Raw genomic sequence first — 25,831 nt, 5'->3', positions numbered from 1 at the left:
TCTCAGGACCTTTCCGGAGTGGTGATCGTGATGGCTGAGGTGTCGACGCCGAGTTCGGCGAGACGCTGGAGGTAGACGGCGACGTTGCGGAGTTTCACGTCTTCATAGCCCCGCACGAGGTCGGGTGTTGCGGCGATCTGAGCGGCGGTGTCGTAGTTCTCGGCGGTGAGGTCGGCGATCAGTTCGCTGACCGTCGACTCGTAGTGCGCGAGCAGTTGACGCTCGAGCCGGCGGACCTTGGCGTAGCCGAACGGGTCGAAGGCGGTGCCGCGCAGGAACTTCGCCTTGGCGAGGGCTTTGAGGGCGACGTGCGAGCGTGGCCCGAGTCCGATCTTGTTCTTGCGGCCCATCGCCTTGAGGACGGGCGGATGCAGCTTGTAGGTCAGCTTGCCGGCGCCGGGCACCTCGCCCGCTGCGGCGTCGAGGAAAGCCTGGTCGGTGAGCATCCGGGCCACTTCGTACTCGTCCTTGTAGGCGGTGAGCTTGTGCAGCCCGGCGGCGACGGACTCGCTGAACTCGGTGCGGCTGCCCAGCTCGCGCTCGGCGTCCCACGCCTGTTGCACCAGGGCGATGTAGCGGGCGGCGACCCGGTCACCTTGGAAGGCAACAAGGTTGGCTGCGCGGCGTTCGGTGAGCTCGCGCGTCGTACCGCCGAGGGTGGACCCGGCGAACAGGTGCGTCGGGACGACGGTGTCGCTGCGCTGCGGCACGGCAGCCGAGCTGGTGGCGGCGAGGAAGGCTTCCCGGTCGGCGACGGCGACGCGTCCCCAGTGGAAGGCGGCCTTGTTGGACTCGACGGCCACCCCGTTGATTTCGAGGGCTTCCTCGATGAAGCGGGCCGGTACGGGAAGTCCGCCGGCCTGGTAGGCCGCGCCGACCAGCAGGAAGTTGGCGGCGGCGGTGCTGCCGAACAATGCGGTGGCGGCGGCGAGCCCGTCGATCGCGGTCAGTTCGCGGGCCGAGACGTCGAGACGCTCGAGCAGCTTGTCCTCGTCCGGGTAGCGGACGGCGGGGTCGTAGACCATGTCGCCGGTCGGGGTCTGGCTGGTCGATGCGACGGTGATGGTGCGGTCGGAGCTGCCGTATCCGGCGTACTTGGCGTCGGCGGCGGTCAGCAGGTCGAAAGCGAGGACGCAGTCGGCGGTCGCGGGGCTGATCCGGTTGGACGGCGCCGAGCTCGCCGAACTCGTCTTCTGATCACTGAGCCGCAGGTGCGACGTGACGGGTCCGGCCTTCTGGCTGAGACCGGTCTGGTCGAGTCCCTCGACGTGCAGCCCGGCACGCAACGCGGCCATGCCCAGCACCTGGTTGACGGTGACGATGCCGGTACCACCGACACCGGCCATGAACAGGTTGTGCGTTCCGGTCCACACGGCGGGATCGGGGTCGCCGACCTCCGGCGGAACCGGGATCTCGCGCAATGTCTTCGGCGCGCCTTCCTCGGGCAGCTCGACCGTCACGAACGACGGGCAGTCGCCCTCGAGGCAGGAGTAGTCGGTGTTGCAGCTGGTCTGGTCGATCTTGGTCTTGCGACCGAATTCGGTGTCGACGGGCTGCACGGACAGGCAGTTGGACTTCACGCCGCAGTCACCGCAACCCTCGCAAACGGCCTCGTTGATGACGACGCGGGTACGGCGGGCGGGCAGCTTGCCGCGCTTGCGCTTGCGGCGGGCCTCGGCGGCGCACTGCTGATCGAAGATCAGCACGGTGACGCCCTCGATGTCCCGCAGGACGCGCTGCGCCTCGTCGAGACGGGTGCGGTCCCACAGCAGCGTGTTGGCCGCGAAGCGGGCGCCCTTGTGCCGCTTGGGGTCCTCGGCGCACACAATGATCTGCTTGACGCCCTCGGACGCCAGCTTGTGGGTCAGCTGCGGCACGGTCAGCCCGGCCTCGGCGTCCTGCGCGCCGGTCATCGCGACGGCGGAGTTGTAGAGCACCTTGTAGGTGATGTTGACGCCGGCGGCGACGCACGCCTGCACGGCGAGCTGACCGGAGTGGAAGTAGGTACCGTCGCCGACGTTCTGGAACATGTGCGGGACGTCGGTGAACGGGGCCTGCCCGATCCACTGGGCGCCCTCTCCGCCCATCTGCGTGAGCATCGTGACGGAGCTGTCGGTGCGACCCGACATGGTGACCAGGGTGTGGCAGCCGATGCCGCCGCCCGCGATAGAACCCTCGGGCACCGCGGTGGAGCGGTTGTGCGGGCAGCCGGAGCAGAAGTACGGGGTACGCGACGTCGGGAGGACGGTCAGCTCGAGACGCGGCGGCGGGGCCGGCGTCAGCGCGACCCGATCCTTCAGGACGCGGCGCAGCGGGCCGGTGAGGCGAGCGGCGGTCAGTTCACCGTCGACCGGGATCAGCGCCTTTCCCTGCGCGTTCTTCTTGCCCAGCACGGCGGGAGCGCTCGCGGCGCCGTAGAGGATGTCCTTGAGCTGCGACTCGACGAACGGCATCTTCTCCTCGACCACGAGGACCTGCTCGACGCCGGCGGCGAGTTCGCGAACCTTGTCGGCGCCCAGCGGGTAGGGCATGCCGACGCGGAGAATGCGGATGCCGGCGTCCTCGAGTTGGGAGTCGCCGAGACCGAGGTCGAGCAGGGCCTGGCGCAGCGAGTCGTAGGCGGTGCCGACGGCGGCAATGCCCAGCCACGCGCTGCGCGGGTTCACCTCGATCCGGTCGATGTCGTTGGCGGCGTTGAACGCCTCGACCATCGCCCAGCGCGGCCCGTAGAGGTCGGCCTCGGCGTAGACACTGTCGGGCGGGGACGCCAGCACACGTTGCCGATACGACCACGGCCTGCCGTTCCACTCGATCTCGGGGAGCACGATGTCGAGGTCGGCGAAGTTCCGGTCGAGGGTCCAGAGTCCGTCGGCCACGTCGGCGACGATCTTCATGCCCGACCAGCAACCGGAGATCCGCGACAACGCCACCCCGTAGAGGCCGAAAGCGATGACCTCCTCGGCGTTGCGCGGGAAGAACACCGGCATGCCCATCGCGGCCATCGACCGCTCGCTGGCGCAGGGGATGGTGGAGGACTTGGCGTTGGGGTCGTCGCCGACCAGGACGAGGACACCGCCGCGGGGGTTGGCGCCGTACATAGCGGCGTGCCGGATGGAGTCGCTGGCGCGGTCGAGACCGGGACCCTTGCCGTACCAGACGCCGACGACACCGTCGTGGGTCCGCTCGCCGGCGGGAAGGTCCACCTGGCTGCCCCAGACCGACGTCGCGGCCAGTTCCTCGTTCATGCCGGGCACGAACTTGACGTCGTGATCGGTGCTCAACGTGGGGATCGCGGCGATGGTGCGGTCGAGGCCGGCGAGGGGGCTGCCCTGGTAGCCGGAGACGAACGTTGCGACGTTCAGTCCCGCGCGGCGGTCGCGTTCGTGCTGCTCCACCAGCTGGCGGGCGATGGCCTGGACACCGGTCATCAACACCGGGCCCGAGTCGGCCCGGTATCGGTCGGCGAGATCAAAGGATGCTGCACTGGTACGAGCGTCGTCTAGCTGAGTCATCTGCGATTCCCGATCCGTCGCGTTGAGCATTTCGTGAGCTTGATCCTGTATCTGGTCTAAGATTTGGTCAACGCAAATCGGTTCAACTGATCAGTTCACGCAACAGGTGACAGTCGTCACTTCCCGGAGGTGCCCAAAGTGCTCAGCATCGACAAGCTCGACGTGCAGTTGCTCGGACTGCTCGGCAAGGACTCACGCATGAGCGTGGCCGAACTCGCCAACTCGCTGGGCGTCGCTCGCAACACCGTCCAGTCCCGGATGAAGCGGATGGAGACCAGCGGACTGCTCACCGGCTTCCGCCCCAACCTCGACCTGGCCCAGGTGGGCATTCCGATTCAGGCCTTCGTCGGACTCGAACTCGAGCAGGGCAAACTCACCGCGGTCGGCAACCGGCTCGTCGATCTGCCGGAAGTCATCGAGATTCATGCGACCACCGGCCGCGAGGACCTGCTGGTGCGCGTGGCCACGTCGACGCACGCCGAACTGCAGAAGCTGCTCGAGAAGATCGCCAATCTCCCCGGGATCACCCACTCCACCACCACGATTGCCCTGACCAGCCCGCTGCCGTATCGGATCCAGCCGTTGCTCGAACACCTCACCGGCGAGTCCGGTTGGGGTCGATCCACGGCCCTGCCGCGTTCGCAACGCTAGGACCGGTGCAGTAGTTTCAGACCATGAGTGAGAGTCAGGGACGGATCGCGTTCATCCAGGCCACGTGGCACCGCAACATCGTCGATCGCGCCCGCGACGGCTTCACCGACGAGGTGGCCACGCTCGGGTACTCGAAGGACCAGCTGGACTTCTTCGAGGTGCCGGGCGCCTTCGAGATTCCGCTCCACGCTCGCCGCCTGGCGTTCATCGGACGATACGACGCCGTCGTGGCGGCTGCGCTCGTGGTCGACGGCGGAATTTACCGGCACGAATTCGTCGCCACCGCCGTGATCGACGGCCTCATGCGGGTGCAGCTCGACACCGATGTGCCGGTGTTCTCGGTGGTGCTCACCCCGCACCACTTCCACGAGCACGAGGAGCACCTCACCTACTTCGGGGAGCACTTCGTCAAGAAGGGCGCCGAGGCCGCGCGCGCCTGCGTCGCCACCGTCAAGTCGCTGAAGGCACTGCCCACCGAATAGCCCTGAGCGTGTTGGTCACCCGATGTCGCTACCTGCCCGGCACCTGTCGGTGCTGAAGGTAGAGCAACCAGAACACCGGGGCGCCGACCACACTCGCGACGGTGGCGAAGACGCGCAGTCCGACGTCTCCCTCGCCGAAGGGGGCGATCAGCAGGACCAGCGTGCACACGATCGCGCCGATCAGGCGCCAGTGAGTACCGAGGAATGCTGCGACCCGCGCCCAGACAGTGCGGGCGACGGAGAGCACAGGCGACGCCTTGCCAGGTGCTTGCGCCTGCGATGGTGCCGACGCCACCGCAACCGCCGAGTTATGCGCGGCGGTAATCAACTTCGGAGCGTGGCTGCCCACCGGCGGTGTCTCGCCGTCGGGCTCGCAGCGAAACAGGGCGATACCGAGTGCCTCGCCGTACTCGACGGCGTCGTCGGTGTATCCGGCGGCTGCAAAGTACAGAAGGTCGCGGCCGGAACTCGTGCCGCGGGCGCCGTACAGATTTTGTAGATCCGCCCGGTCTGCGCGTCCGCCGCGCCATTTCACCTGCGCATAGGCCCGCGCCGAATACACGTCGATACCGCCGTCCACACCACCGAGCAGCGCGGTGGCGTCGTGGTACCCGAGTCGCTGCATCTGCTCGGCTGCGTTGACCTCTGCTTCTGCCGCCGTGCGTATGCGTGCCATGCCATTCCTCCCCCACAACTCGTAAACAGTCCTTCCTGTCGAAGGTACCCGGACGTTCGCCCAAAGCAGTTATCTGCGGGCGAACGTCACAGCCAGACCTACGGATTGGGGGCGGTGCAGCGGTTTCCACCGAAGTCGCGGATCGTGGAGGTAGACAGTGTGAGAATCAGGAGTGGTGAGAATCGCTGGTGGCATGGCCGGCGGTGTTCCGTTACCCAGGACGCAGCGTCCAGTAATTAGCTGGTAACTACTGAGCAATGCGGCAGGTGGAGGATGGGGTCGAGACGGTTCCGACCGGGCCGCTCGGGCACTCGCAGAAGGAGTTGTTTCCCATGACGGATGCACGACCACACGTCGAGCAGTCGCGCCCGGTCCGTCTCGAGGACCGACGCAGCGAACCGGCCGGCGCGGTCTCGACCACCGACCTTGCTGCCGTCGTCGACGCGCTCACGGGCGAGGGCCCCGACGATAATGTCGATTTCTGAGCGCTGCTCTGCGCGTTCGGGTGTCAGGAACCCTTGCCGTAGTCGACACTCAGCCAGTGTTCGGGCCGCATGCGAATGAGGACGGCACTGGCGGCGTCGAAGGACTGTTCCACGAAGGCGTCGACCTCGTCGGCGGGGAGGTACCGGGTGGCGAGGCCACGGATGTCGTCGGCGGTCGGTGACTCGTCGAATGTCGCGGGACCTTCCACGCTGACATACCGATACGGCGGCGTCTCGTCCTGGGCGACGAGACTGTATCGACCTGCCGCCCGGATCAGGCGTTCTTTCAGCGATCCCCGCCCGGTCCACACATAGACCTCACCGCCGGGTTCGTAGCCGTACCAGATGGGAACGGCGAGAGGTGCGCGACCTTCCCTATCGACCGCGACCACGCCCACATGGAGTGCCGCGAGGAACTTTTCACGATCGGCTTTGCTCATGGTCATCTCGGACACGTCGTGCTCCGATCTACTCGATTCGTTCGGATTCGCCGGTGCAGGCAACAGCACCAACTCGCGACGATACGACGGTATTCCGCGCTGTGAGCGGTAAACGAGTCCCTGGACTCCTCAACCACTCACGGGCGGAGCCTCGGCGGCGGCGCGCCGTGCGGCAGGGCGGGGCCGATCGCCGTGAGCGATCCGGCGATTCGTCCCTTCCCCCATCCGAGTCTTTCCCGGTAGCGGCCGATGTGCTCGTCAGCGATGTGCTGACCGTCCGGCAGCGGCGTGGACCGGGGATCGACGTAGAGGGCGTCGACGGGGCAGTACGCCTCGCACATGAAGCACGTCTGGCAGTCGGACTGGCGGGCGATCGCCGGAACCCCCGACTCGGTGCGATCGAAGACGTTGGTGGGGCATGCGTCGACGCACTTGTCGCAGCCGATGCACGCCTCGGCCAGGACCACCTCGATCACGAAGCCACCTGCAGTTCTGCACCTTTGAGCGCTCCGGCCGCGGTCCACACTTCGTCCAGGCCGCCGGTGAGGATGTGATGGTGCTGGGCGGGGTCGAGGTCGGGGAAATCGGATCGCTTGCTCATGCCCCGCGTTTCGGTGCGTGCCAGCGCGGAGTGGTACATCCAGCGGCCGACCGCAGTGATCGCCGCTGCCTGCCGGGCCCGGACCCGTTGGTCACCGGAATCGGCGCCGAGGCCCGAAGATACCGCCGTCCACAACGACTCCAGTTCGTCGAGGGCACCCTGAACACGTCCTCCGTCACGCAGCAGGTTCTTCTCGTACGGGAGCAGTTCCGCTTGCGCGGCCGCCACGACGGCCGGGGCATCCACTTCGGATCGCGACGTCGGCCGCAGTCCGGCTCGGCCCACCGCGCGGAGCTCGGACGCGCGAATCCGGCCGGCCGAGCGAGCGAAGCGAGCGGCACCCGTTCCGGCCCAACTGCCCGACGACATCGCCCATGCCGAGTTGTGGCTGCCGCCACCGGTGAACCCTCCGCAGATACGTTCCCGGGTGGCGGCGTCCCCGGCCGCGAACAATCCGGGAACCGTAGTGGTGCAGCTGTCGTCGACCACCTCGATGCCGCCGGTTCCTCGCACGGTGCCTTCGGCGAGCATGCTCACCTCGAAGCGGTCGGTGAACGGGTTGATGCCGCGACGATCGAACTGCAAAAAGAAGTTGGGCTGACCCAGTCGCATCTGTCGCTGCACCACGTCGTCGGCGCGGTCGAGCTGCGCGTAGACCGGTTCGGACAGCAACGTTCGCGCTATCACCGAGCGACCCTTGGTCGAGCCGGCACCCTCGAGGACGCTTCCGTCGGCGCGGAAGAAGGTGGCGTAGCCGTAGTAGGCGGTCTTGGTGATGGTCGAGTTGGCGGGCACGATGGCGTAGGCATTGGAGAATTCCATCCCGGAGAACGTGGCCCCCACCTCCGCCGCCATCAGCGCACCGTCCCCGGTGTCGACGTTGGTGCCGAGCGCGCGGGACAGGAACGCGCAACCACCGCTGGCGATCACGACCGCGCCGGCAGCGACGCGATAGTCGCGGTGATCCTGACGCTGGTATCCCGCCGCGCCGCGTACCACGCCGTCGGCGTCGACGAGGAGCTCGAGCGCCGGTGAGTGGTCGAGGATCCGGACGCCTGCCCGCTTGATCCACGCCCGCATCCGGCGCATGTACTCGGGTCCCTGCAGTCCGGTGCGGATCTGCTGTCCCGTGTCGGGGTCGACGGGGAACGGGTACCTTCCCTCCTCGCCGAGAAGGTTCATGTTGACGTACGTCTGGTGCAGGACACGGTTCATCCACTGATGGTCGGCGAGGTGACCGCCGAGTGTCTCGCGGCTGGCCTTCGCCTTGGCGCGCTCGGCCGGGTCGGGCTGCACGTACCAGACCCCGGTTCCCGAGGGTGCCGTCGCACCGCTCGTCCCGCAGTACCCCTTGTCGACGAGGACGACCTCGGCGCCGGACTGGGCGGCGCGCAGAGCCGCCCACGCACCGGCGGGCCCACCGCCGATGACGAGAACGTCGGTACTCAGGTCGAGAAGTTCGGTCATGAAGGACACTCCTGTCGGCGCGGACATCTGCCCCTCCACGCTTCACCACGACCGCCGCGCCCGCCATCGTCAGAATCAGCGTGAACCGAACAGGCGGCTCCGCCCCGGGTCGAGGAGTTCAGCGAGGTGCAGCGACGTCCTCGACGGTTCGAGTTGGCGCACCTGCATGTGGCAGCTGAATCCGTCGGTGAGGACTGCGGCCTCGTCGGGGGTTGCGCGCAGGGCTGGGGCGAGGGCTTGCTCGGCCACCTGCATGCTGACGTCGTAGTGCTCGTTCTCGAATCCAAAGTTCCCTGCGACGCCGCAACATCCGGTCGCTTCCCGCACCCGCGCCACGCCTACTGCTTGGAGGGCTTTGCGCTGGGTGGCCGCACCGAACGCCGCGTACTCGTGGCAATGGGTCTGCACGGTGACGTCTTCCGGCAGCGCGGCGCTCGGTTGCCACCCCGCCGCGACGTGGTCGAGCACCGCACCGGCGAAGCTCTGCACTCTGGCCGCGACCCGTCGTGCGGCGTCGGTGTGGACCAGCTCGGGCAGATCCTTGCGCAGTGCCGCAGCACAACTCGGTTCGAGGACGACGATGGGACGGTCGGTGCCGTCGTCGAGCAGCTCTGCCGCCTTGGTCAGGGTCTTCTTGGCACGATCGAGTTGGCCGGTCGAAATCCAGGTCAGACCGCAGCATGCGTCGCTTCGACACTGGGAGCTGAGTCCCGCCTGCTCGAGCACCCGCGCGGCCGCGCCGACTACCTGCGGCCGGAAACCCCGCGTGAAGGTGTCGGCGAGCAGCACGACATCTGCGGTCGAATTTCCCGACGTGCTCCCGACCTCACGTCGAATCTGCTTGCGCGACGCGAACTCCGGTAGTTCTCGGTGGGGGGTGATACCGCCCAGGCGGGCAGCGATCTTCGCGAGCCGTCCGGTGGTGAGTTTGTTGACGACGGGAGCCGACCGTTCCGCGGCCCGCAGCCACACCGGCAACCAGCCGAGCGAGTAGTGCGACAGTGGACGAATCCGGCCGCGGTAGTGGTGGTCGAGGAATTCGGCTTTGTAGGTGGCCATGTCGACGCCCACCGGGCAGTCGGTGGAGCACGCCTTACAGGACAGGCACAGGTCCAAGGATTCCTTGACGTCCTCGGAGGCCCAGCCATCGGCGATCGTCGGCGAGTTGCGCACCATCTCCTGGAGGGCACGCGCCCGGCCGCGGGTGGAGTCCTTCTCGTCGCCGGTCGCCCGGAAGCTGGGGCACATCACGCCGCCCGTCGACGCGCGGCAGCGGCCCACGCCGATACAGCCCTGCACCGCGTGGACGAATGGGGCGACGGGCACCTCACTGGTGGGTGTGAGGTCGAAGCTGGTCTGCCAGGGTCGTGGGTCGACGCCGTCGAGCGCGAGACTTCCGAGCAACGGTTCCGGATCGACGATGCTGCCCGGATTGAGCAGCGTGGCCGGATCCCACAGCTGTTTGAACCGGGAGAACGCCGACATCACGGTCGGCGAGTACATGAGCGGTAGCAGCGACGAGCGTGCCCGTCCGTCGCCGTGCTCCCCCGACATCGAACCGCCGAACCGGACGCACAGTTCCGCCGCCCGGTGGATGAACCGCGACATGACGTCCCGGCCTTCCTCGGTGCGCTGATCGAAGTTGATGCGAATGTGCATGCAGCCGGCACCGAAGTGGCCGTACATCACTCCGGTGAGGTGGAACTCGGCGAGAAGCGCCTTGATGTCCACCAGGTAGTCGGCGAGTTGCTCGGGAGCGACCGCGGAATCTTCCCAGCCGGTCCACGATTCACCGCCCTCGACGAGCCGCGCAGACAACCCGGCACCGTCCTCACGCACTCGCCACAGCGACGCGCGTTCGGCAGGATCCGCGACCACGCGGGCGTCGACGAGGCGCCCCGCCGCCCGCAACTTGGACACCAGTTCGGCGCCGCGCCGCTCGACCTCGGCGGAATCGTCCCCGTCGAGATCGACGTACAGCCACGCCGAGCCTTCGGGAAGTCCCACGACGGAGTCGGCTCCGCGGAGGTGTCGCATGGTGTCGACGATCGCCGAGTCGATACCCTCGATCGCCGCCGGTGCATACGCGAGGAGCATCGCATTGTCTCGCGCCGCGTCCACCAGGTCGCGGTAGCCGAGGCACAAGAGCATCGCCGCCGGGGGCACCGGCACCAGCGCCACGGTGGCGGCCACGATCACCGCACACGTCCCCTCGCTGCCGACGAGGGCGCGTGCGACGTCGAATCCGTTCTCCGGCAACAGGTTCGCGAGGTGAAACCCGGACACCTGCCGCGGGATCCGACCGAGCTCGAGCCGGAACTCGGCGAGGTGACTGTCGGCCAGGTCCCGCAGCCCGGTCCCGATCCGTTCCGCTTCGGCCACGGCGGACGCGTCGTCGGGGTCGGTGGCGCGGACGCCGTTCCGAGTCGCCGTCAACCGATGTCCCCCGGCGGTGACGAGGTCGAGAGCGATGACGTGATCCGATGTGCGCCCGTATCGCACGGAGTGGTTGCCGCAGGCATCGTTCCCGATCGCACCACCGACGGTGGCGCGGGACTTACTCGACGGGTCGGGGGCGAAGGTGAAGGCCCCGTCCGTCGCCAGCTGAACCTCTTTCTGCAGGTCCGTGAGCACGATCCCGGGTTCGACGACGGCGGTGCGCGCGGCGGCATCCACCGAGTGGACGGCGGCCATGTGCCGGGAGAAGTCGAGGACCACTCCCCTGCCGATGGCGTTGCCGGCGAGCGAGGTACCGCCGCCGCGACTGGTGATGGGTACCGCACGGTCGGTGCATGCCCGGACGATCGACACCACATCGTCCACGGTGCGTGGAAACGCCACGGCCAGCGGCGGCACGCGGTAGTTCGAGGCGTCGAAGGAGTACTCGGCCCGCCGGCGCAACCCGGTGTCGAGGTCGATGCCCCGCGCTGCCAGATCAGCGCGGAGGTCGGCGGCAAGACCGGTCAGCTCAGCCACGCGCGTCCTGTCCCTCCGTCTCGAAGTCCCGTCCAGGAAGCGTAGTCGGCAAGGCCATGGCTACATGGTCGAGTCGCGCCCTGAGATTGTCAACAATCACACGATAGTGGGTGAGCGTCTGTAGCGTGGGTCGAGGCCGCGTACCGCGCGACGGTTCACAAGAGGTGAGCGTTCTGAACATGAGCTCAGCACACGATGCACGTACCGTGCGCGTAGGCGGCGTTGCGTGGGTACTGATTTCGCTGTACTTCGTCGCGGAGGTGATCACCGCAGCAGCGTGGCCGAGACGGTACGAGGCGACTGCCGACTCGATTAGCAAGCTCGGTGCGACGGGATGCGACGGATCCGCATCCCAGCTGGCGGTCGCCCGAATCTGCTCACCCCTTCACGCGCTGATGAACGGTGCTTTCGTCATGACCGGTGTGTTGATCGTCGTGGGTGCTGCCGGATTGCGGGGATTCCTCCCCGCCGGACGGCTGCGGGTGACCGCCCTGGCTCTGCTCGGGCTGGCCGCACTGAGCGCGGCACTGACCGGACTGGTGCCCATCAACGTGGACGCCGACCTGCATCAGATCGTCGCCACCCCGACATTCGTGGCACGCAACGCAGCCCTCGCCTTCCTCGCTGTGGCGCTGTTCGAGCGGTGGCGCGGATTCGCCGTCTGGACAGGATCGTGCTGCCTCGCGGGAATGCTCGGCACCATCGCCATCGTCGTCCCCGGCACGTCGTTCGGCTCCGCCGAACGGCTTGCGTTGTACCCCTTCATCCTCTGGGCGGTCAGCGCCGGAGTCGCAGCACTGGTGGTGAGCCGGGGCGTCGACTCGTGGCGTGTCGAGCCTTGACCGCCCGTTTTCGACCGAGAAGGGTTGGACCTACCGTGCAACGGCTCCGCCCGTGCGCCTTTCTGGTAGCTCTGGCAACCAGAAGGGCGCACGGGCGCGGAGCACCTGAGGAAGTGAGAACAGCATGTCTCTGTTCGTCGTGGAATACACCTACAACCCGGAGACGTCGTCGCGGCGTGACGATCACCGGGGCGATCATCGCGGCTGGATCGCGGAAATGATCCGGCGGAAGGTGGTGCGTTCGACCGGTCCCCTCGCCGACGGCACGGGCGCCTTCATCATCGCCGATGGGCCCGACGAAGAAACGATCACTCGACTGTTCCAACAGGATCCGTTCGTTCAGGCGAAACTCGTGGAGAACATGCGAGTCAGCGAATGGCATCCGGTGATGGGCGAATTCAGCGAGTGACCCGATCGGCGTGATCGGCGGTATCGGGCCGGGCGCGGTAGCGTCGGCCACCGACCATCGTCGACCGCCGGAAGGGACCGCATGACCGAGCCGCTATCGGCGCCGCAGCTGAAACGCCGACTGGGAGTGTTCGACTCGGTGATGATCGGCCTCGGGTCGATGATCGGGGCCGGCATCTTCGCGGCGCTCGCTCCGGCTGCTGCCGCGGCGGGCGGCGCGTTGCTCTTCGGGTTGGCGGTCGCGGCGGTGATCGCCTACTGCAACGCCAACTCCTCGGCCCGCCTGGCAGCGCTCTACCCCCAGTCCGGGGGGACGTACGCGTACGGCCGCGAACGGCTCGGCCCCTTCTTCGGATACCTGGCCGGCTGGGGTTTCGTCGTCGGGAAAACTGCTTCCTGTGCGGCCATGGCCCTGACCGTCGGCGCCTACGCCTGGCCGGGCTACGAGCACGTCATCGCGGTCGTCGCCGTCGCGGTGATCACCGCGGTCAACTATCTGGGTGTTCAGAAATCGGCGTGGGCCACCCGCGGAATCGTGTTCTTCGTCCTCGCCGTCCTGGCCTTGGTCGTGTTGCTGTGCCTCACCGCCACCGACACGGGTTTCGACGGCCCGGTACTGACCCGGGGATACGGCGTCACCGGTGTTCTGCAAGCGGCCGGCTTGTTGTTCTTCGCCTTCGCCGGGTACGCCCGTATTGCCACTCTGGGTGAGGAGGTCCGGGACCCGCGCCGAACCATCTCCCGGGCCATCCCCCTTGCGCTCGCCGTCACCCTGCTCGTGTACCTCCTGGTCGCGGTCGCAGTGTTGACCGTCCTCGGTCCGGACCGGCTGGCCGCAGCGACCGACCCGCTGGCCGAGGCGGTCGCTGCCGTCGGATTCGCTGGTGCCGAGCCCGTCGTGCGGGTCGCCGCTGTCGTCGCCGCACTCGGCTCCCTGCTCTCGCTGATCCTCGGCGTATCCCGCACCACATTCGCGATGGCCCGCGACGGAAACCTGCCCCGGGTCCTCGACGCCGTCCACCCTCGCTATTCGGTACCGCACCGCGCCGAGCTGGCCGTGGGAACCGTCGTGGCTGTCCTCGCCGCGACAGCGGATCTGCGGGGCGTCATCGGGTTCTCGTCGTTCGCCGTGCTGGTCTACTACCTGATCGCGAACGCCTCTGCGTGGACGTTGTCTGCGCAGCTACGGCCCCGGCTCGTCGCGGCGACGGGTGCGGCCGGATGTCTGATCCTCGCCGCGTTCCTTCCCCCACCCTCGGTGGTGTGGGGCATCGCCGTCCTCGGTATCGGCGTTGCCGTGTACTGGGTGCGCGCCGTCGTGTCCCGATCGCGAGGATGACCGGAACGTTGTCCCTTTTGCACAAGGCGGCCGTCTAAGTTGTGGATCGAGTCGCAGCCCCTCCACAAGGATCGTCAGCAATACACGGTGGTCGATGCAGCACTCGGCGTCATCGAACGGGGGTCGTACCTGGTCAAGGATGCAGTGGACGCGCAGCCCTGGTTGCCTGACGGGCCCATCCCCCTCGAGGTTGAATGGTCTTACGGGATGCCTCGCAACGCGCACACGAAGTGGTGACCGGGGCGCCGAAGGCGATGGCACTGAAGTGAGGACAACCTCGTGACAACTGCGGTAGTGGTCGGCAGCGGGCCCAACGGGCTCGCTGCCGCCATCCACCTGGCCAGGCAGGGCGTGTCGGTGCGGGTGCTCGAGGCCAAGGACACGATCGGTGGCGGCACCCGCTCCTCCGAACTCACCCTCCCCGGCCTCATCCACGACGACTGCTCGGCGTTCCACCCCACCGGGGTGGCTTCGCCCTTTCTGCAGTCGCTCGGTCTGGGCGACTACGGACTTCGGTGGCTGTGGCCGGAGATCGACCTGGTCCACCCCCTCGACTCCGGATCGGCCGGGGTGCTCTGGCGCGACATCGACCGCACCGCCGCGGACATGGGCGAGGACGGCAAGGCCTGGCAGCGGATGTTCGGCCGGCTGTCGACGTCGTTCGACGAGCTGACCGGCGACGTGTTCCGTCCGATCGCGCACTGGCCCGCACATCCTCTGCAGCTCGCCGAGTTCGGCGTAAACGCGCTCGCCCCGGCGGCGCTGACGGCCCGCCGGTGGAAGCGACCGCAGACACGAGCCCTGTTCGGCGGGGTGGCGGCCCACGCGTTCAGTTCGCTGCACGCCCCGATGAGCAGTTCCGTGGGTCTGATGCTCACCGCCGCCGGCCATGCGTACGGGTGGCCGGTCGCGGAGGGCGGTTCCCGGTCGATCACCGACGCGATGGCGTCGCTGCTCGGCGAGCTCGGCGGCACCATTGAGACCGGCGTGTACGTGGATTCGCTCGATTCGCTGGGCTCACCGGACCTCGTGATGCTCAACGTGGCGCCGCGTGCAGTGCTGCGAATAGCGGGTGATCGGTTGCCGGGCAGGGTCGCCCGCGCCTACCGCCGGTACAAGTACGGGCCGGCGGCCTTCAAGATCGATTTCGCCGTCGACGGCCATGTTCCGTGGACCAACGAGCACTGCCGCGCCGCGGGGACGCTGCATCTCGGCGGAACGTTCGAAGAGGTCGCTGAGGCCGAAGGACAGATCGTGCGTGGTGTCATGCCCGCGAGGCCGACGGTGCTCGTCGGGCAGCAGTACCTCGCGGACCCGTCCCGCTCTTCTGGGGGTGTCAACCCGATCTGGGCGTACGCGCACGTGCCCCATGGTTATTCAGGCGACGCCACGCATGCGATCATCGACCAGTTCGAGCGGTTCGCACCCGGGTTCCGGGACCGCATCGTGGGGCAGCACGTGCGCTCGGTGGCACAGATGGAACAGCACAACGCCAACTACATCGGCGGCGACATCGGAGTGGGCGCCAACACCGCACTGCAGATCGCGATGCGGCCCCGCATCGGCCTCGACCCGTATTCCACCGGAATCCCCGGGGTATACCTGTGCTCCTCCGCGACCGCGCCGGGGGCAGGAGTCCACGGTATGTGCGGCTTCAACGCCGCCCAGTCGGCGCTGAAACATCTCGAGAGCTGATGGTCATGACCGCGGGCGACCAGGCGAGGCGGAAGGTGCTGGGCCGAAGGTTCTGCACGGCGACGCCTGATCCTCACGAGACCGGAAACGCCGCGCGCCGCAGCATCGATCCAGCTACCGTCGGGGAATGCTGGTTTCGCGGATCGTGGATACGTCGCGCGCTGTGGGGGCCACCCGGTCCCGCAAGGTGAAAATCGAGGCGCTGCGCACACTACTCGCCGACCTCGAACCCGAAGAGGTAGAGCCCGTGGTGGCCTGGCTCTCCGGGGAACTGCGGCAGGGCCGTATCGGCATCGGCTGGCGGACGCTCGCCGACCTCCCCGCCACGCCCGTGGATCACTCCACCGTGACCGTCGCCGAAGTCGACGGACTGCTCACCGAGGTGGCCGGGACTTCCGGATCGGGCTCGACGGAACGACGGCGCACTCTGCTCACCGACCTGTTCACCCGAACGACGCCGGACGAACGCGACTTCCTCGTTCGGCTCCTGACAGGAGATCTGCGACAGGGCGCACTCGAAGGAATCATGACCGACGCCATCGCCGCCGCGGCCGCTCTGCCTGTCGAGCCGGTTCGGCGCGCGTTCATGTTGTCGGGGCGGCTGCCGGCCACTGCTACCGCGGCGCTCAGTGGCGGCGTCGAGGCGCTCGGTGCGTTCCGGCTCGAGGTGGGTCGACCGATCCGGCCGATGCTGGCCTCTCCCGCCGAATCCCTCGCGGACGCCTGGACGGAACTCGGCGGCGACGTCAGCGTCGAGTACAAGCTCGACGGTGCGCGAATTCAGGTGCACCGCAATGGCGATGAAATTCATATCTTCACCCGCACGCTGCGCGAGATCACCGGCAGTGTCCCCGAACTGGTCGAACTCGTCGTCGGCCTCCCGTGCGAGTCCGCGGTGTTCGACGGTGAGACACTGGCGTTGACCGACTCTGGTCGTCCCCGTCCCTTCCAGGAAACGATGAGTCGTTTCGGCGCGGAAAGTGCCCGCGAGCTACTGCTGCACCCGTACTTCTTCGACTGTCTGCATCTCGACGGGATCGACCTGCTGGACGCCCCACTCGAGCAGCGTCTCGACGCCCTCGAAACCGTGGCCCCGCAGCATCGTATCCCAGGACTGCGCCGACCCGACGCCGACACCGCAGCAACACATTTCGACGACGCCCTTGCTGCCGGGCACGAAGGGGTCATGGTGAAGTCCCTGTCGGCCCCCTACGCGGCGGGGCGTCGCGGTCGGGCGTGGCAGAAGGTGAAACCGGAGCACACCCTGGACCTGGTGGTCCTGGGCGCCGAGTGGGGTTACGGCCGGCGTACCGGCTACCTCTCCAATCTGCATCTGGGTGCCCGCGACCCCGACGGCGGTGATCCGATCATGGTCGGCAAAACGTTCAAGGGTCTCACCGACGCGTTGTTGCAGTGGCAGACGGACGAATTCCCGCGCCACGAACGCGCCCGCGACTCTCACACCGTATTCCTGCACCCGAGGATCGTCGTCGAGATCGAACTCGACGGCGTGCAGGTCAGTTCCCGCTACCCCGGCGGCGTCGCGCTCCGATTCGCCCGGGTTCTGCGGTACCGGCCCGACAAGGACCCCGCGGACGCCGACACGATCGGCGCCGTGCGCGCCCTGCTCCCGGGCTGAACGAGACCGAGGTTGGCTTCCTCGAGTGTGGTGCCGATCAGCAGGGCGACGTGCGGGTGCGCGCTCGGGACTCCGATCGGGGCGGGTAGGACGTCGTCGCGCCGGTGGTCGGCAGGCAAGCGCGCGGCAGCAAAAACTGTTGGCGGGCCACGGCGGCCACTGCTACCTTTCGGAGGCCGTGCGAGAGGACGAGGAGGTGGTACCCGTGAACGCAGTATCGACATGGGTGCTCCCCTCCGGGGTCACGGTCGGGCGATAGGTCGTCCGGGAGCGCCGTTCACGAGCACTCCCGAAAGGCACCACCATGCACTTCACCTCCGAGCGACGCCTCGACGACGGCGTCCTCGAACGCGAATTCATTCTCGGCGAGATCCCTGGCATCTTGTGGACGCCCGAATTCGCATTTACACCGGCGCCGCTGATCCTGGTCGGCCATCCCGGCGGACTGCACATGATGTACCCGCGACTGGCAGCCCGGGCCCGGCACGCCGCGGCGGCGGGTTACGCCGCGGCCACCATCGAACTGCCCGGCAGCGGTGACCGGCCCCGTTCCTCCGCCGCCGAGCAGGCCCGCGCCGACCTGCGCCGGGCGCTGGAGGCCGGTGAGCCGGTCAACGACGAGATCGTCGACCGGCTCGTCCTCCCGCTGGTCGACAAGGCGGTCCCGGAATGGCGGGCCGCCCTGGACGGTCTCCTCGCGCTGCCCGACATCCGCGGCCCGGTCGGGTTATCGGGAGGGGTGATCGCCATCGGCATCCGGCTGGCGGTGGTGGAACCACGCATCTCGGCCGCCCTCCTGTTCGCCGGGAGCTTTGTGCCCCGCAGCATGTTCGACGAGGCGCGGCGGGTCACCATTCCGCTGCAGGTCCTGCTGCAGTGGGACGACGAAGGAAATGATCGGCAGCAGGCCCTGGACCTGTTCGACGCATTCGGCTCCAAGGAGAAGACACTGCACGCCAATATGGGCGGGCACACCGGCGTCCCGCAGTTCGAGGGGGACGACGGCAACCGGTTCTTCGTCCGGCACCTCACCTGAGGTCGGGGCCCGGGCTTCACAGCGCCGACTTCTTGTTCGTCAGGCACTGATACTCGGTTGCAAGCACATCAGCCAAGGGAGCCGCCTCGTAATGAATCTCGTCGATGCAGGCAATCCGCGTGATCTCCATCGCAGTTCCGCACAAAAATGCGCCGTCGAACGATTCGAGCTCGGCGTAGGAAATATTGCGCTCTGTGACAGATACGCCCAACTGTGGAGACAGCTCGTCGATGATCACCTTTCTGGTAATTCCGGCGAGCGCCAATTCCGTGGTGGGTGTGAGCAAAGCGTCCCCTTTGATGAAGAACACGTTCGAACCACTTGACTCACACACCGTGCCGGTGGTCGAGAGGAAGATGACGTCGTCATAACCATCGGCCTTTTGACGGTAGCTCAAATAGCTCAACGCGTAAGTCGACGATGTCTTCGCCTGATAGGGGTGGCACGATGCCGGCGCACGCCTCCACATTGCCGTCGCAAGCCGATAATTCGCTGGTGCAGAATTCGCAGGAAAGGGCAGCGCAAAAACGACTACTCGACTGGAGCATCCCTGCGCCCTGAAGCTGACATCCGAATCGTCGTAGAAAACCAGGCACTTCAGGTATGCGTCGCTCAGCTCGTTCACTCTCAGCAACTCGTAGCACGCATCGGCCAGATCTGCATTCGAATACGGCACCGTATGCCCGAACACGTCAGCAGACCGCCGCAGCCGGTCCAAGTGGTCGTCGAGCTTGAAGATGTTCCCGCCATAGCTACGGATACCCTCGAACACCGAGGACCCATAGGACAATGAATGGGTCGCGGGTGACAGAGTCATCTCGTCGTAACGGACGAAGCTACCGTCCGCCCAGGACATGTCGCTGATCATCTGGTTTCCCTACCCCGATATCGCATAGTCGTGCATCGCTTGCCTCTGGCGTGTGTTGACCGGAATCAGCCAGTTGTCCAGGTCGACAATATGGTTTGCGCCCACCCGAACCTTGCTCTCGATTGCGCCGCGGCCCAGGCAGATGTTCTCGAAACCCAGCCGATCGGCGAACTGGTACAACTGGTAATAGTCGGTGATATACAGGTTGAGCCCCCGCGGAATTCGATCACGGTCCAGCCCCTGAACGAGCATCGTGAACACACCGCGCTCGTCGTCGGCATAGCTCAGCGATCCGTTCACGGGCGCATTGGTCGACTTCTCGTAGTCCAATTTCAGATAGTATTTTGTTCCTTCCGACGAACGTGCCAACATTCGCAGAACGTCGGCAGTATATAGATTCCTGGAGTGCCCATACTTCGCCACATTCAAGGCTTGGAGAACGGCGAAAGCGTGCAGGGCACGGTCGCCGTCCGCCAGCTCTGACAGGCGGTGTATCTGGGTTTCACACGCCGCCTCGGCCTTCGCGGTGAGCTTTCTGATTGCCTTGTATTGCCGATCTCCGACGGTTGCTCGCAGAGTCGAATCCACACGTCCCGATGACCGAAAGTACGCTGCTTGCATGAACGGAACCGCGATGACCCGTGAATCGGGCAAGCGTTGGGATCTGAGAAGAGAGGGAACCAACAACCAGTCGGCGGCGGACGCCAGATCCAGCAACTCCGCCAGTCGCCCTTCGTCAGGCTCGTCGGACACCGGCATATAGAAGTATCCCGGACCGACATAGGCGCGCTCTTGGTGTAGCGCGTAGTTCCTGATCTCCTTTCTCTGGAGGACAGCATCCCAGTGAGCGATGTCCATCAGAGGGAGGTGCGGCTGCGAAACATTATGGCTGTCACAGAATGCAGTTCGCTGGGGTTGCCATTCCATCGACTTCCTCCTTGTCGGTCCAGCATCGATCGATGGCTGTTGCGGGCGGCTCGCCCGAAATCTCGAGTAGACGTCTTTCATCGTTGAAATGGAAGATTCGGTTGGCAAGTCTTCCCAGCTCGCGATTGTGGGTGATGATGAAGAAGAGGGTGTCCGGAAGTGCAGAGGTCAGGGCACGCAATACGGAGAGCTCCGCTGCGGCACTCAACTCGGACGTGGCTTCGTCGAGAATCGCGATCGCGGGTGGGTTGATCATCACGTCGAGCAGTGCCAGTCGTTGCAATTCCGTCTTGCTCAGATTCAACAGACCGCTGCTGGGGACTACCTCGTCGAACCCGGAAGGTAGTCGTTCGACGACATCCTCAGCGTCGAGGTATCGGACCACGCGAGCCAGTTCCTGAGGTGAGGGGTTGTGGAAGTGCTCGGACAATCGTCCTGGCTTGAATATCGGGCTCGATGTCAGCAGGAGGACGTCTTGGTCGTGCGAATCCGACACGTATCCTGTCGTCCGGCCCAATGTGGAAACGACACCAGTGGTCGGGCGCAACGAACCCACGACAAGCTTTGCGAAGGTCGACTTACCCACCCCACTGGCTCCCATGATCACCACGATGTCACGGCGATAGAACGACTCCGTGTGGTTCTCGAGCAGCACCGCGCCGGTGTGCCTGGCGACGAATGCGACATCGGTGAACGACACGAGTGCGTCGTCTCTCATCGCCGGACACGTTCGGTTCGGCGCGGCGGGGAGCGGAGGTGTGAGCAGACGATCCGCGCTGTCCAGCACCTGCCTGAGTTCGACCAGGCAACTACCCAACCTTGCGAAGAGTGCAATCAGGCTGTAGGAGAGACTCAGCGCCAGGACATTGGCCAGGCCGAGGCCGCCCTGGGCGTAGACGAATACCGTTGAACCCACGATGGCCGACAGGAACAACACCCCCATCAGATCGAGCTTGTAGGTAAACCATCGCCGCGCCACCGCATTGTTCATCGAAGCCAGGGCGCGATCCATCAGGCTGCTGTTCAGCCAACTCACGAGAACCGCGTTGTCTCTGGCCAACTCGAATCTGCTCGAACTCCGTGTCGTTGCCTCGACCCGCGCGAACAAGATCGATGTCGTACCTATCTCGCACTCGTTGAAGTACCGCAGTCGGTTGCCTGATCGCCGTGAAGTATGCCAGTAGACCAGGCACATCACAGCACAAGGAAGCAGCGCAAAGATGTTCTTACTCAGGACGAAACCGGTGGTTGTGATCAGAAGCGCCGCCGCACCCAACGTATGCAGCAGTATTGCAGGCAACACTTCGTCGACACGTCGTTGATCCCACGTGAGCTTGCTCTGCGAGTCTTGGTTGACCTGATCGACTGCCTCGACATCGAGCGTCGGGCTCATGATCGTCGAGAAGTACCGCACGCACTGTCGCGATGCCGCACTGATACTGCGCCGCACCGTCAGCAAGGCGCCGGAGATCGACAAGAGTGCACCGGCCGACACCACGCAGACCAGAATCGTCGACGACGCACCCACATTCGCGGTCGACAGTCCACTGACAGCAACGTAGTCACCGACGATCGTCAGAACTTCTCGGCACACGAACAGGACACACGCAACGAGTGCGACCTTCGCGATGCCGAACCTGATCAAACTACGCCTGGACGGCGTCCGGACTTCGGTCACATCCGTGCGGCGGGAAGGGTGGCGAGGGAGTGAACGTTCGGGAATGCGCCAACCCGAGCTTTCGGGTAGAAGATCCGACTGCGTCGTCAGATCACGTATGACTTCGACCACTGCGCCGTCGGCCACCACCCAGATTTCCTCCGCGGAGTCGATCTCGTCGGGTTTGTCTGTTGCATAGACAACGGTGGTGTCGCTCCACGGCCCCCGGAGGAGTGAGCTCAGCAACCCTCTCCCCAGGTCGTCGTCCAGCCCTGATGTCGGCTGATCAATGAGAACGCACGCCGGCTCGGCCAGCAATGCCCGCGCCAGTTCCAGCCGCTTTCCTTGCCCGCGGGAGACGTCCCAGGCCTCGGTTCGAGGTGGCGACTTGCTGTCGAGGTACTCGGCATAGAAGGTGCCGGGCAGTCTGGACTGCGCCAGTGCTCGCGCGGCTTCGTCGTCCGGGAAGTCGCGACGATAGAGACACAGATTCTCGTACAGTCCGCCCGGGTAGATCCATGGTTCGTCCGGGACGAAGATCGTCGTCGTATCGAGTCGGTTGTTCCGCCGCGCGACGGCTTTCAGAATCGACGTTTTACCACTACCCGCTGCGCCGACGACGGCAATGTGCTTTGCCCTTGTCGTCGGCAGCTGGACGGCGCTCGCATCGGCGTCTGACGGGCCGGCGCCGGACAGATATTTCGCAACGTTGGTGTGCCCGACCACGCCTTGGGAAATGCTCTGGGCAATTTCGGGCACATTGTTGGCGACCGATCTCAAACCCCCGATCAACGCCATTGCAGACAGCAGGCCCGCTGGATCCACATGACCTAGATAAGCCAGCTGGGTAAATGCTGCGGCGAGCATCCCTACGACCGGTGTCAGAGTAGATATGAGGTTGATCGCCGCGACAAGACGCGCCGCCTTCTCGAGTGAGCGCTCTTCGCCATCACGCTTGTCGGCGTAGCGCCGTATCAGTTCGTCGTTCCAGTTCTTCAGCCACGCAACCCCTCGGTTGTTGATCGAGAACATGCCGACGTCGATGCGTTCCGCCGAAATTGCCGATAGTTCTGTGTGGGCCTTGGTGAGTTGTGCGGCAATCGAAAATATTGCCATCGAACTGATGACAATGATCGCCAGCGCCGACAATGCACTCAGTCCCAGCGCCACGAAGAAGAACGCAGAGGTGAAAGTTAACGTGGCGAGCGATAGAATCATGAATACCAGGCCGGACCAGGCAGCTTCGACGCGCGCCGCCTCACGGTCCATTAGCGTGACAACACCGGAGGGTCGGTCGGAATTGCCACCGTCGCGCTTCTTCCGTAGCAGTCTTTGCTCGATGTAGGTCCGGGCTCCGATGCCTGCCAGTTCGGCTGACAGGAAGGTGTGGTTGAGCGCCAACCACGCCGAGTACGTCAGCAGTATGCAGGTGATCCCCAGCGTCAGGTTCACCATCGGCGGTGTGCCGGGTTCGACGAGGTGCTGGATCAGTGATCGCAGCGTGACGGCTGCACCGAATGCGCAACCAGCGTTGAACGCTATGGCGAGGAGCGCAAGCAGAACATCGCGACGGAGCGCTCTGAGTACGGATCTGTGGAGTCGCTCGTCTTGGGGCGCGTTCAGGTCGTCTCGTCGCGCAGCATCGCACCAGCGCTGCCATCGCGAAAGGTGAGAAGCGTTGGTATGCCGGTCGAACTGGGTTCCAGAACGAGGAACCTCGAACCAGACGACTCTCTCGAGCACACTCAGCATGTGGACAACGTGGCGTCTGCGGTGTCGTCTACGGCGATGGATGCGATTCTGTCGCACAGTCGTGTGATCATGGTCCATCCCTCGCCGAGTGCTTCCCGTAATTCCTGGATCTCCGTTGGGTTTGCTCGATCGAGAAGGTCGATCCCCATGCTCACATGGTGGCCGTCGTCTTCACCGTGCTCTTCGAAGTGTGGAATGCCGGGAAACGCGCGCGCCGCTTCTCGGTGCCAGATTTCGCCGCTACCTTCCAGCACCACGTGCATCAGCAATGTTCGCACCATGTCGCTCCTGCAGAGCATCTGCTGCCTGAACCAGTCCATTGTCGATACGAACGTCGCGTCGGAGACCGGCGAGTGCGACGAGTTCCGTTGCTGTCTGAGGTTGTTGTTGTGTCCCAGTTCTTCGACCAGATGATCGAGTGCGACATGCTTGTGTTGCGGATCAGTAGTCATCGCCACACGCAGATGCAGCAGATCTTGGAACACATCCGACCAGGTTTGCTGGCAGTCGAGTAGTCTTTCGCGAACGTCCGGGTCGGTCATCGAAGGGGTGTCGATCAACCGCAGCAGACTGCTGTTCCTGAATTGCTCCAGGTACTTCTCGTTATCCTCGAGGAGCGCGGCCGCCGGATCGGACTCAGCGGCTGCGAACATGGCATTCGGGTTGTCGGTATCCTCGTACAGGGCTCTGCCGTTGAACTGGATCGACAGCGCCCAGAACCCGTTGCGAGTTCCCTCGAAGCCGTGCCATGAGTCGCCGGGTACGAGGATCATATCTCCCGCAGCGACGTCCTGCTCTGCGCTCCCCATTGTTCGTCCGGAACCCTCGCAGACCAGGATGAGGCTCGCTTCCGGATGTTTGTGCACAGAGAGCACCTGACCACATTCCAACCTGACCCAGCTGATCGCCAGATTGCTGGAAGCGGGAATGAACTGGGCCAGTTCGGGGTGTTGGGAGAAGATCTTGACGACACCCAGGTTGTGAACGTGGCCGTCGACCATCACCTCGTTGATCGTCTCGAGTGCGCTTCTGGCTATGATCTGCATCGATTTCTTCCCTTCTGGATGAGAGGCCGCGGTTTTCATGATCGCGTTGATTTTCAGGAACAGTTGACGTCGAGATAGTCGATGGCCCGCTTGAATGACTCGCTCTCGTTGCAGGCAAAAACAATCCAACCGATCTTGTCGTCGTTTGTCCGGGGTCTGTCGAGGCGCGATGGTGCAGGCTCGATATGGAGCCTGATGATGTCGACGCCTCGCAGCGCGCTCCGAAGACACTCGGGGTCGATGGGTTCGTAGAATTGGTGCGATGCGGCGTACGCATATCGCGCCAGTTCCGGGCCGACGCCGGACGAGTCGACTTCACTCCAGCAACGAAGCGTTTCTCTGAATTGGCTGACGCCGGTCGTCAGTTCGACCAGAAGTCCGATGTAGTCACCGCCGACCCGGTTGTTGATCTCGATCAGGCGAAGCCCTCGAGCCGTGATCTTCACTTCGATATGACACGGCCCGTGCTGGTAATTGATTCGGGTGAGCAGTCTTTCGCAGTAGGCACTGATAATGTGGAACATGTCGTCGTCCACGACATCCGGTGAGACGACGTGCTGTTCTTCTGCAAGGGAATTCCTGTGCAGCTTCTTGTTCGTCACAGCGAGAACTCGATGATTCCCGTCGATGGTCAGGGTTTCGACACTGATTTCGCGTCCGGGTAGGTACTCTTCGGCGAGCATGACGAAACCGTCCCCTGTCTGCTCGTCGAGCGCCGCGGTCAGGTCGCGTTCGTCGCGGACGATGAACACGCCTTCGCTGCCCGACCCAGCCGGATCCTTGAGAACCAGCCCCTGAGGGTGCTGGAGGAGGAAGGCTCGTACCTCGGCCGGCGTGCGACATATCGTGTTCGCGACAGCGAACTCGGTGCTATCGAGAAATGTCCGCATCAATTGCTTGTCGATACACAGCTCGCATGCGCTGAGGTCGAGACCCGGGACAGAGAGGCGGTGGCTTGCAAGGGCCGCGGAAAGCAACCCGCCCTCGGTAAAGGAAAAAATGTAATCGACCCGTTCGGACCTCATTATTCGTGTGATCTCAGCGACCACGATGTCCGGGCCGAAATCAGCCACGGGACTGATGCGTTCGGTAAGGCCGCGCAGGTTCGGACCGATCGCGTCGTGCAGCTGTAGAACGGTGAACTCGAAGCCCAACCCCGCGAAATGCGGGAACGTTTCATCGTGGCCGCCGATCAGGACGATGTGTCTCCTGCGCTGCCCGTCGTCGGTGGTCAATTGCCCTCGCTATCCAAACCCTGGCTTCTCTGATACCCAATGGTCAGCGCGCGTCGGCCCGGCGAATAGGCACCCTAGGGGGCCGAAGCTTCACCCC

At 65.2% G+C, this 25,831-nt stretch carries 20 protein-coding genes and 1 pseudogene; 10 read left to right on the top strand and 11 right to left on the bottom strand.

Translation table 11 applies throughout. The features are described 5' to 3' along the window. Positions 1 to 2: 2 nt before the first annotated feature. Positions 3 to 3,512, bottom strand: coding sequence for an indolepyruvate ferredoxin oxidoreductase family protein (locus tag CBI38_RS10145; RefSeq protein WP_335743619.1), 3,510 nt, complete (start codon positions 3,510 to 3,512; stop codon positions 3 to 5). A gap of 138 nt (positions 3,513 to 3,650) precedes the next feature. On the opposite strand from CBI38_RS10145, the gene CBI38_RS10140 reads away from it, so the two are divergent. Both CBI38_RS10140 and CBI38_RS10135 read left to right on the top strand, forming a co-directional pair. Continuing rightward, positions 3,651 to 4,163: an Lrp/AsnC family transcriptional regulator gene (locus CBI38_RS10140; RefSeq protein ID WP_109328528.1), complete on the top strand. Its 513-nt coding sequence runs from the start codon at positions 3,651 to 3,653 to the stop codon at positions 4,161 to 4,163. A 23-nt stretch (positions 4,164 to 4,186) separates the two neighbouring features. Beyond that, positions 4,187 to 4,645 carry a 6,7-dimethyl-8-ribityllumazine synthase gene (locus CBI38_RS10135; RefSeq protein ID WP_109328526.1) on the top strand — a complete coding sequence of 153 codons (459 nt, stop codon included), beginning with the start codon at positions 4,187 to 4,189 and terminating at the stop codon, positions 4,643 to 4,645. A gap of 28 nt (positions 4,646 to 4,673) precedes the next feature. On the opposite strand, the gene CBI38_RS10130 is transcribed toward CBI38_RS10135, so the two are convergent. Then, positions 4,674 to 5,321 (bottom strand): restriction endonuclease, encoded by a 648-nt coding sequence (locus CBI38_RS10130; RefSeq protein WP_109328524.1) that lies wholly within the window; start codon positions 5,319 to 5,321, stop codon positions 4,674 to 4,676. Between the two features lie 332 nt (positions 5,322 to 5,653). On the opposite strand from CBI38_RS10130, the gene CBI38_RS10125 reads away from it, so the two are divergent. Then, positions 5,654 to 5,806 (top strand): hypothetical protein, encoded by a 153-nt coding sequence (locus tag CBI38_RS10125; protein ID WP_162603204.1) that lies wholly within the window; start codon positions 5,654 to 5,656, stop codon positions 5,804 to 5,806. A 23-nt stretch (positions 5,807 to 5,829) separates the two neighbouring features. On the opposite strand, the gene CBI38_RS10120 is transcribed toward CBI38_RS10125, so the two are convergent. From CBI38_RS10120 to CBI38_RS10105, 4 genes are all read right to left on the bottom strand, one after another. After that, complete coding sequence (locus tag CBI38_RS10120; protein WP_418328333.1) at positions 5,830 to 6,246, bottom strand: pyridoxamine 5'-phosphate oxidase family protein; 417 nt, start codon at positions 6,244 to 6,246, stop codon at positions 5,830 to 5,832. 137 nt (positions 6,247 to 6,383) lie between these two features. Further along, positions 6,384 to 6,722, bottom strand: coding sequence for a 4Fe-4S dicluster domain-containing protein (locus CBI38_RS10115; protein WP_109328521.1), 339 nt, complete (start codon positions 6,720 to 6,722; stop codon positions 6,384 to 6,386). Continuing rightward, positions 6,719 to 8,314 (bottom strand): FAD-dependent oxidoreductase, encoded by a 1,596-nt coding sequence (locus CBI38_RS10110; RefSeq protein WP_109334977.1) that lies wholly within the window; start codon positions 8,312 to 8,314, stop codon positions 6,719 to 6,721. The genes CBI38_RS10115 and CBI38_RS10110 overlap by 4 nt, the downstream gene beginning before the upstream one ends. 75 nt (positions 8,315 to 8,389) lie before the next feature. Beyond that, on the bottom strand, positions 8,390 to 11,290 hold the full coding sequence (locus CBI38_RS10105; RefSeq protein ID WP_109328519.1) for an FAD-binding and (Fe-S)-binding domain-containing protein: 2,901 nt from the start codon (positions 11,288 to 11,290) through the stop codon (positions 8,390 to 8,392). Positions 11,291 to 11,469: 179 nt separating this feature from the next. Between CBI38_RS10105 and CBI38_RS10100 the strand changes: the two genes are divergently transcribed. The 7 genes and pseudogenes from CBI38_RS10100 (at position 11,470) to CBI38_RS10065 (ending at position 18,249) form a co-directional block, all read left to right on the top strand. Continuing rightward, a complete protein-coding gene (locus CBI38_RS10100) occupies positions 11,470 to 12,132 on the top strand; it encodes a DUF998 domain-containing protein (RefSeq protein WP_109334976.1) in 663 nt (220 codons plus the stop codon). 124 nt (positions 12,133 to 12,256) lie between these two features. Next, on the top strand, positions 12,257 to 12,541 hold the full coding sequence (locus CBI38_RS10095; RefSeq protein WP_109328517.1) for a YciI family protein: 285 nt from the start codon (positions 12,257 to 12,259) through the stop codon (positions 12,539 to 12,541). Between the two features lie 81 nt (positions 12,542 to 12,622). Beyond that, positions 12,623 to 13,879, top strand: a complete 1,257-nt coding sequence (locus tag CBI38_RS10090; protein WP_109328515.1) for an APC family permease — start codon at positions 12,623 to 12,625, stop codon at positions 13,877 to 13,879. A gap of 6 nt (positions 13,880 to 13,885) precedes the next feature. Then, positions 13,886 to 14,116, top strand: a pseudogene (locus CBI38_RS10085) (DUF3556 domain-containing protein); the annotation flags it as partial. Positions 14,117 to 14,158: 42 nt separating this feature from the next. Continuing rightward, on the top strand, positions 14,159 to 15,574 hold the full coding sequence (locus CBI38_RS10080; RefSeq protein WP_109328511.1) for a phytoene desaturase family protein: 1,416 nt from the start codon (positions 14,159 to 14,161) through the stop codon (positions 15,572 to 15,574). A 127-nt stretch (positions 15,575 to 15,701) separates the two neighbouring features. After that, positions 15,702 to 17,213, top strand: coding sequence for an ATP-dependent DNA ligase (locus CBI38_RS10075; protein WP_109328509.1), 1,512 nt, complete (start codon positions 15,702 to 15,704; stop codon positions 17,211 to 17,213). A gap of 304 nt (positions 17,214 to 17,517) precedes the next feature. After that, complete coding sequence (locus CBI38_RS10065; protein WP_109328505.1) at positions 17,518 to 18,249, top strand: alpha/beta hydrolase; 732 nt, start codon at positions 17,518 to 17,520, stop codon at positions 18,247 to 18,249. Between the two features lie 16 nt (positions 18,250 to 18,265). Here the strand turns inward: CBI38_RS10065 and CBI38_RS10060 are convergent, their stop codons facing one another. From CBI38_RS10060 to CBI38_RS10040, 5 genes are read right to left on the bottom strand one after another with little or no spacing between them, the layout of a single operon-like run. Then, on the bottom strand, positions 18,266 to 19,117 hold the full coding sequence (locus CBI38_RS10060; protein ID WP_109328503.1) for an aminotransferase class IV: 852 nt from the start codon (positions 19,115 to 19,117) through the stop codon (positions 18,266 to 18,268). A 9-nt stretch (positions 19,118 to 19,126) separates the two neighbouring features. Then, positions 19,127 to 20,044 (bottom strand): hypothetical protein, encoded by a 918-nt coding sequence (locus CBI38_RS10055; protein WP_109328501.1) that lies wholly within the window; start codon positions 20,042 to 20,044, stop codon positions 19,127 to 19,129. Then, positions 20,010 to 23,453 (bottom strand): ATP-binding cassette domain-containing protein, encoded by a 3,444-nt coding sequence (locus tag CBI38_RS10050; protein ID WP_109328499.1) that lies wholly within the window; start codon positions 23,451 to 23,453, stop codon positions 20,010 to 20,012. The genes CBI38_RS10055 and CBI38_RS10050 overlap by 35 nt, the downstream gene beginning before the upstream one ends. Then, a complete protein-coding gene (locus CBI38_RS10045; RefSeq protein ID WP_230990141.1) occupies positions 23,447 to 24,628 on the bottom strand; it encodes a cupin domain-containing protein in 1,182 nt (393 codons plus the stop codon). Before CBI38_RS10045 ends, CBI38_RS10050 begins: the two co-directional genes overlap by 7 nt. Beyond that, positions 24,553 to 25,734: an ATP-grasp domain-containing protein gene (locus CBI38_RS10040; protein WP_109328495.1), complete on the bottom strand. Its 1,182-nt coding sequence runs from the start codon at positions 25,732 to 25,734 to the stop codon at positions 24,553 to 24,555. Before CBI38_RS10040 ends, CBI38_RS10045 begins: the two co-directional genes overlap by 76 nt. Positions 25,735 to 25,831: the final 97 nt, after the last annotated feature.

The organism is Rhodococcus oxybenzonivorans (genome assembly GCF_003130705.1).
GTDB lineage: Bacteria > Actinomycetota > Actinomycetes > Mycobacteriales > Mycobacteriaceae > Rhodococcus_F > Rhodococcus_F oxybenzonivorans.
The sequence above is the reverse complement of the archived record's forward strand: the minus strand, read 5'-3'. Positions and strand labels throughout refer to the sequence as shown.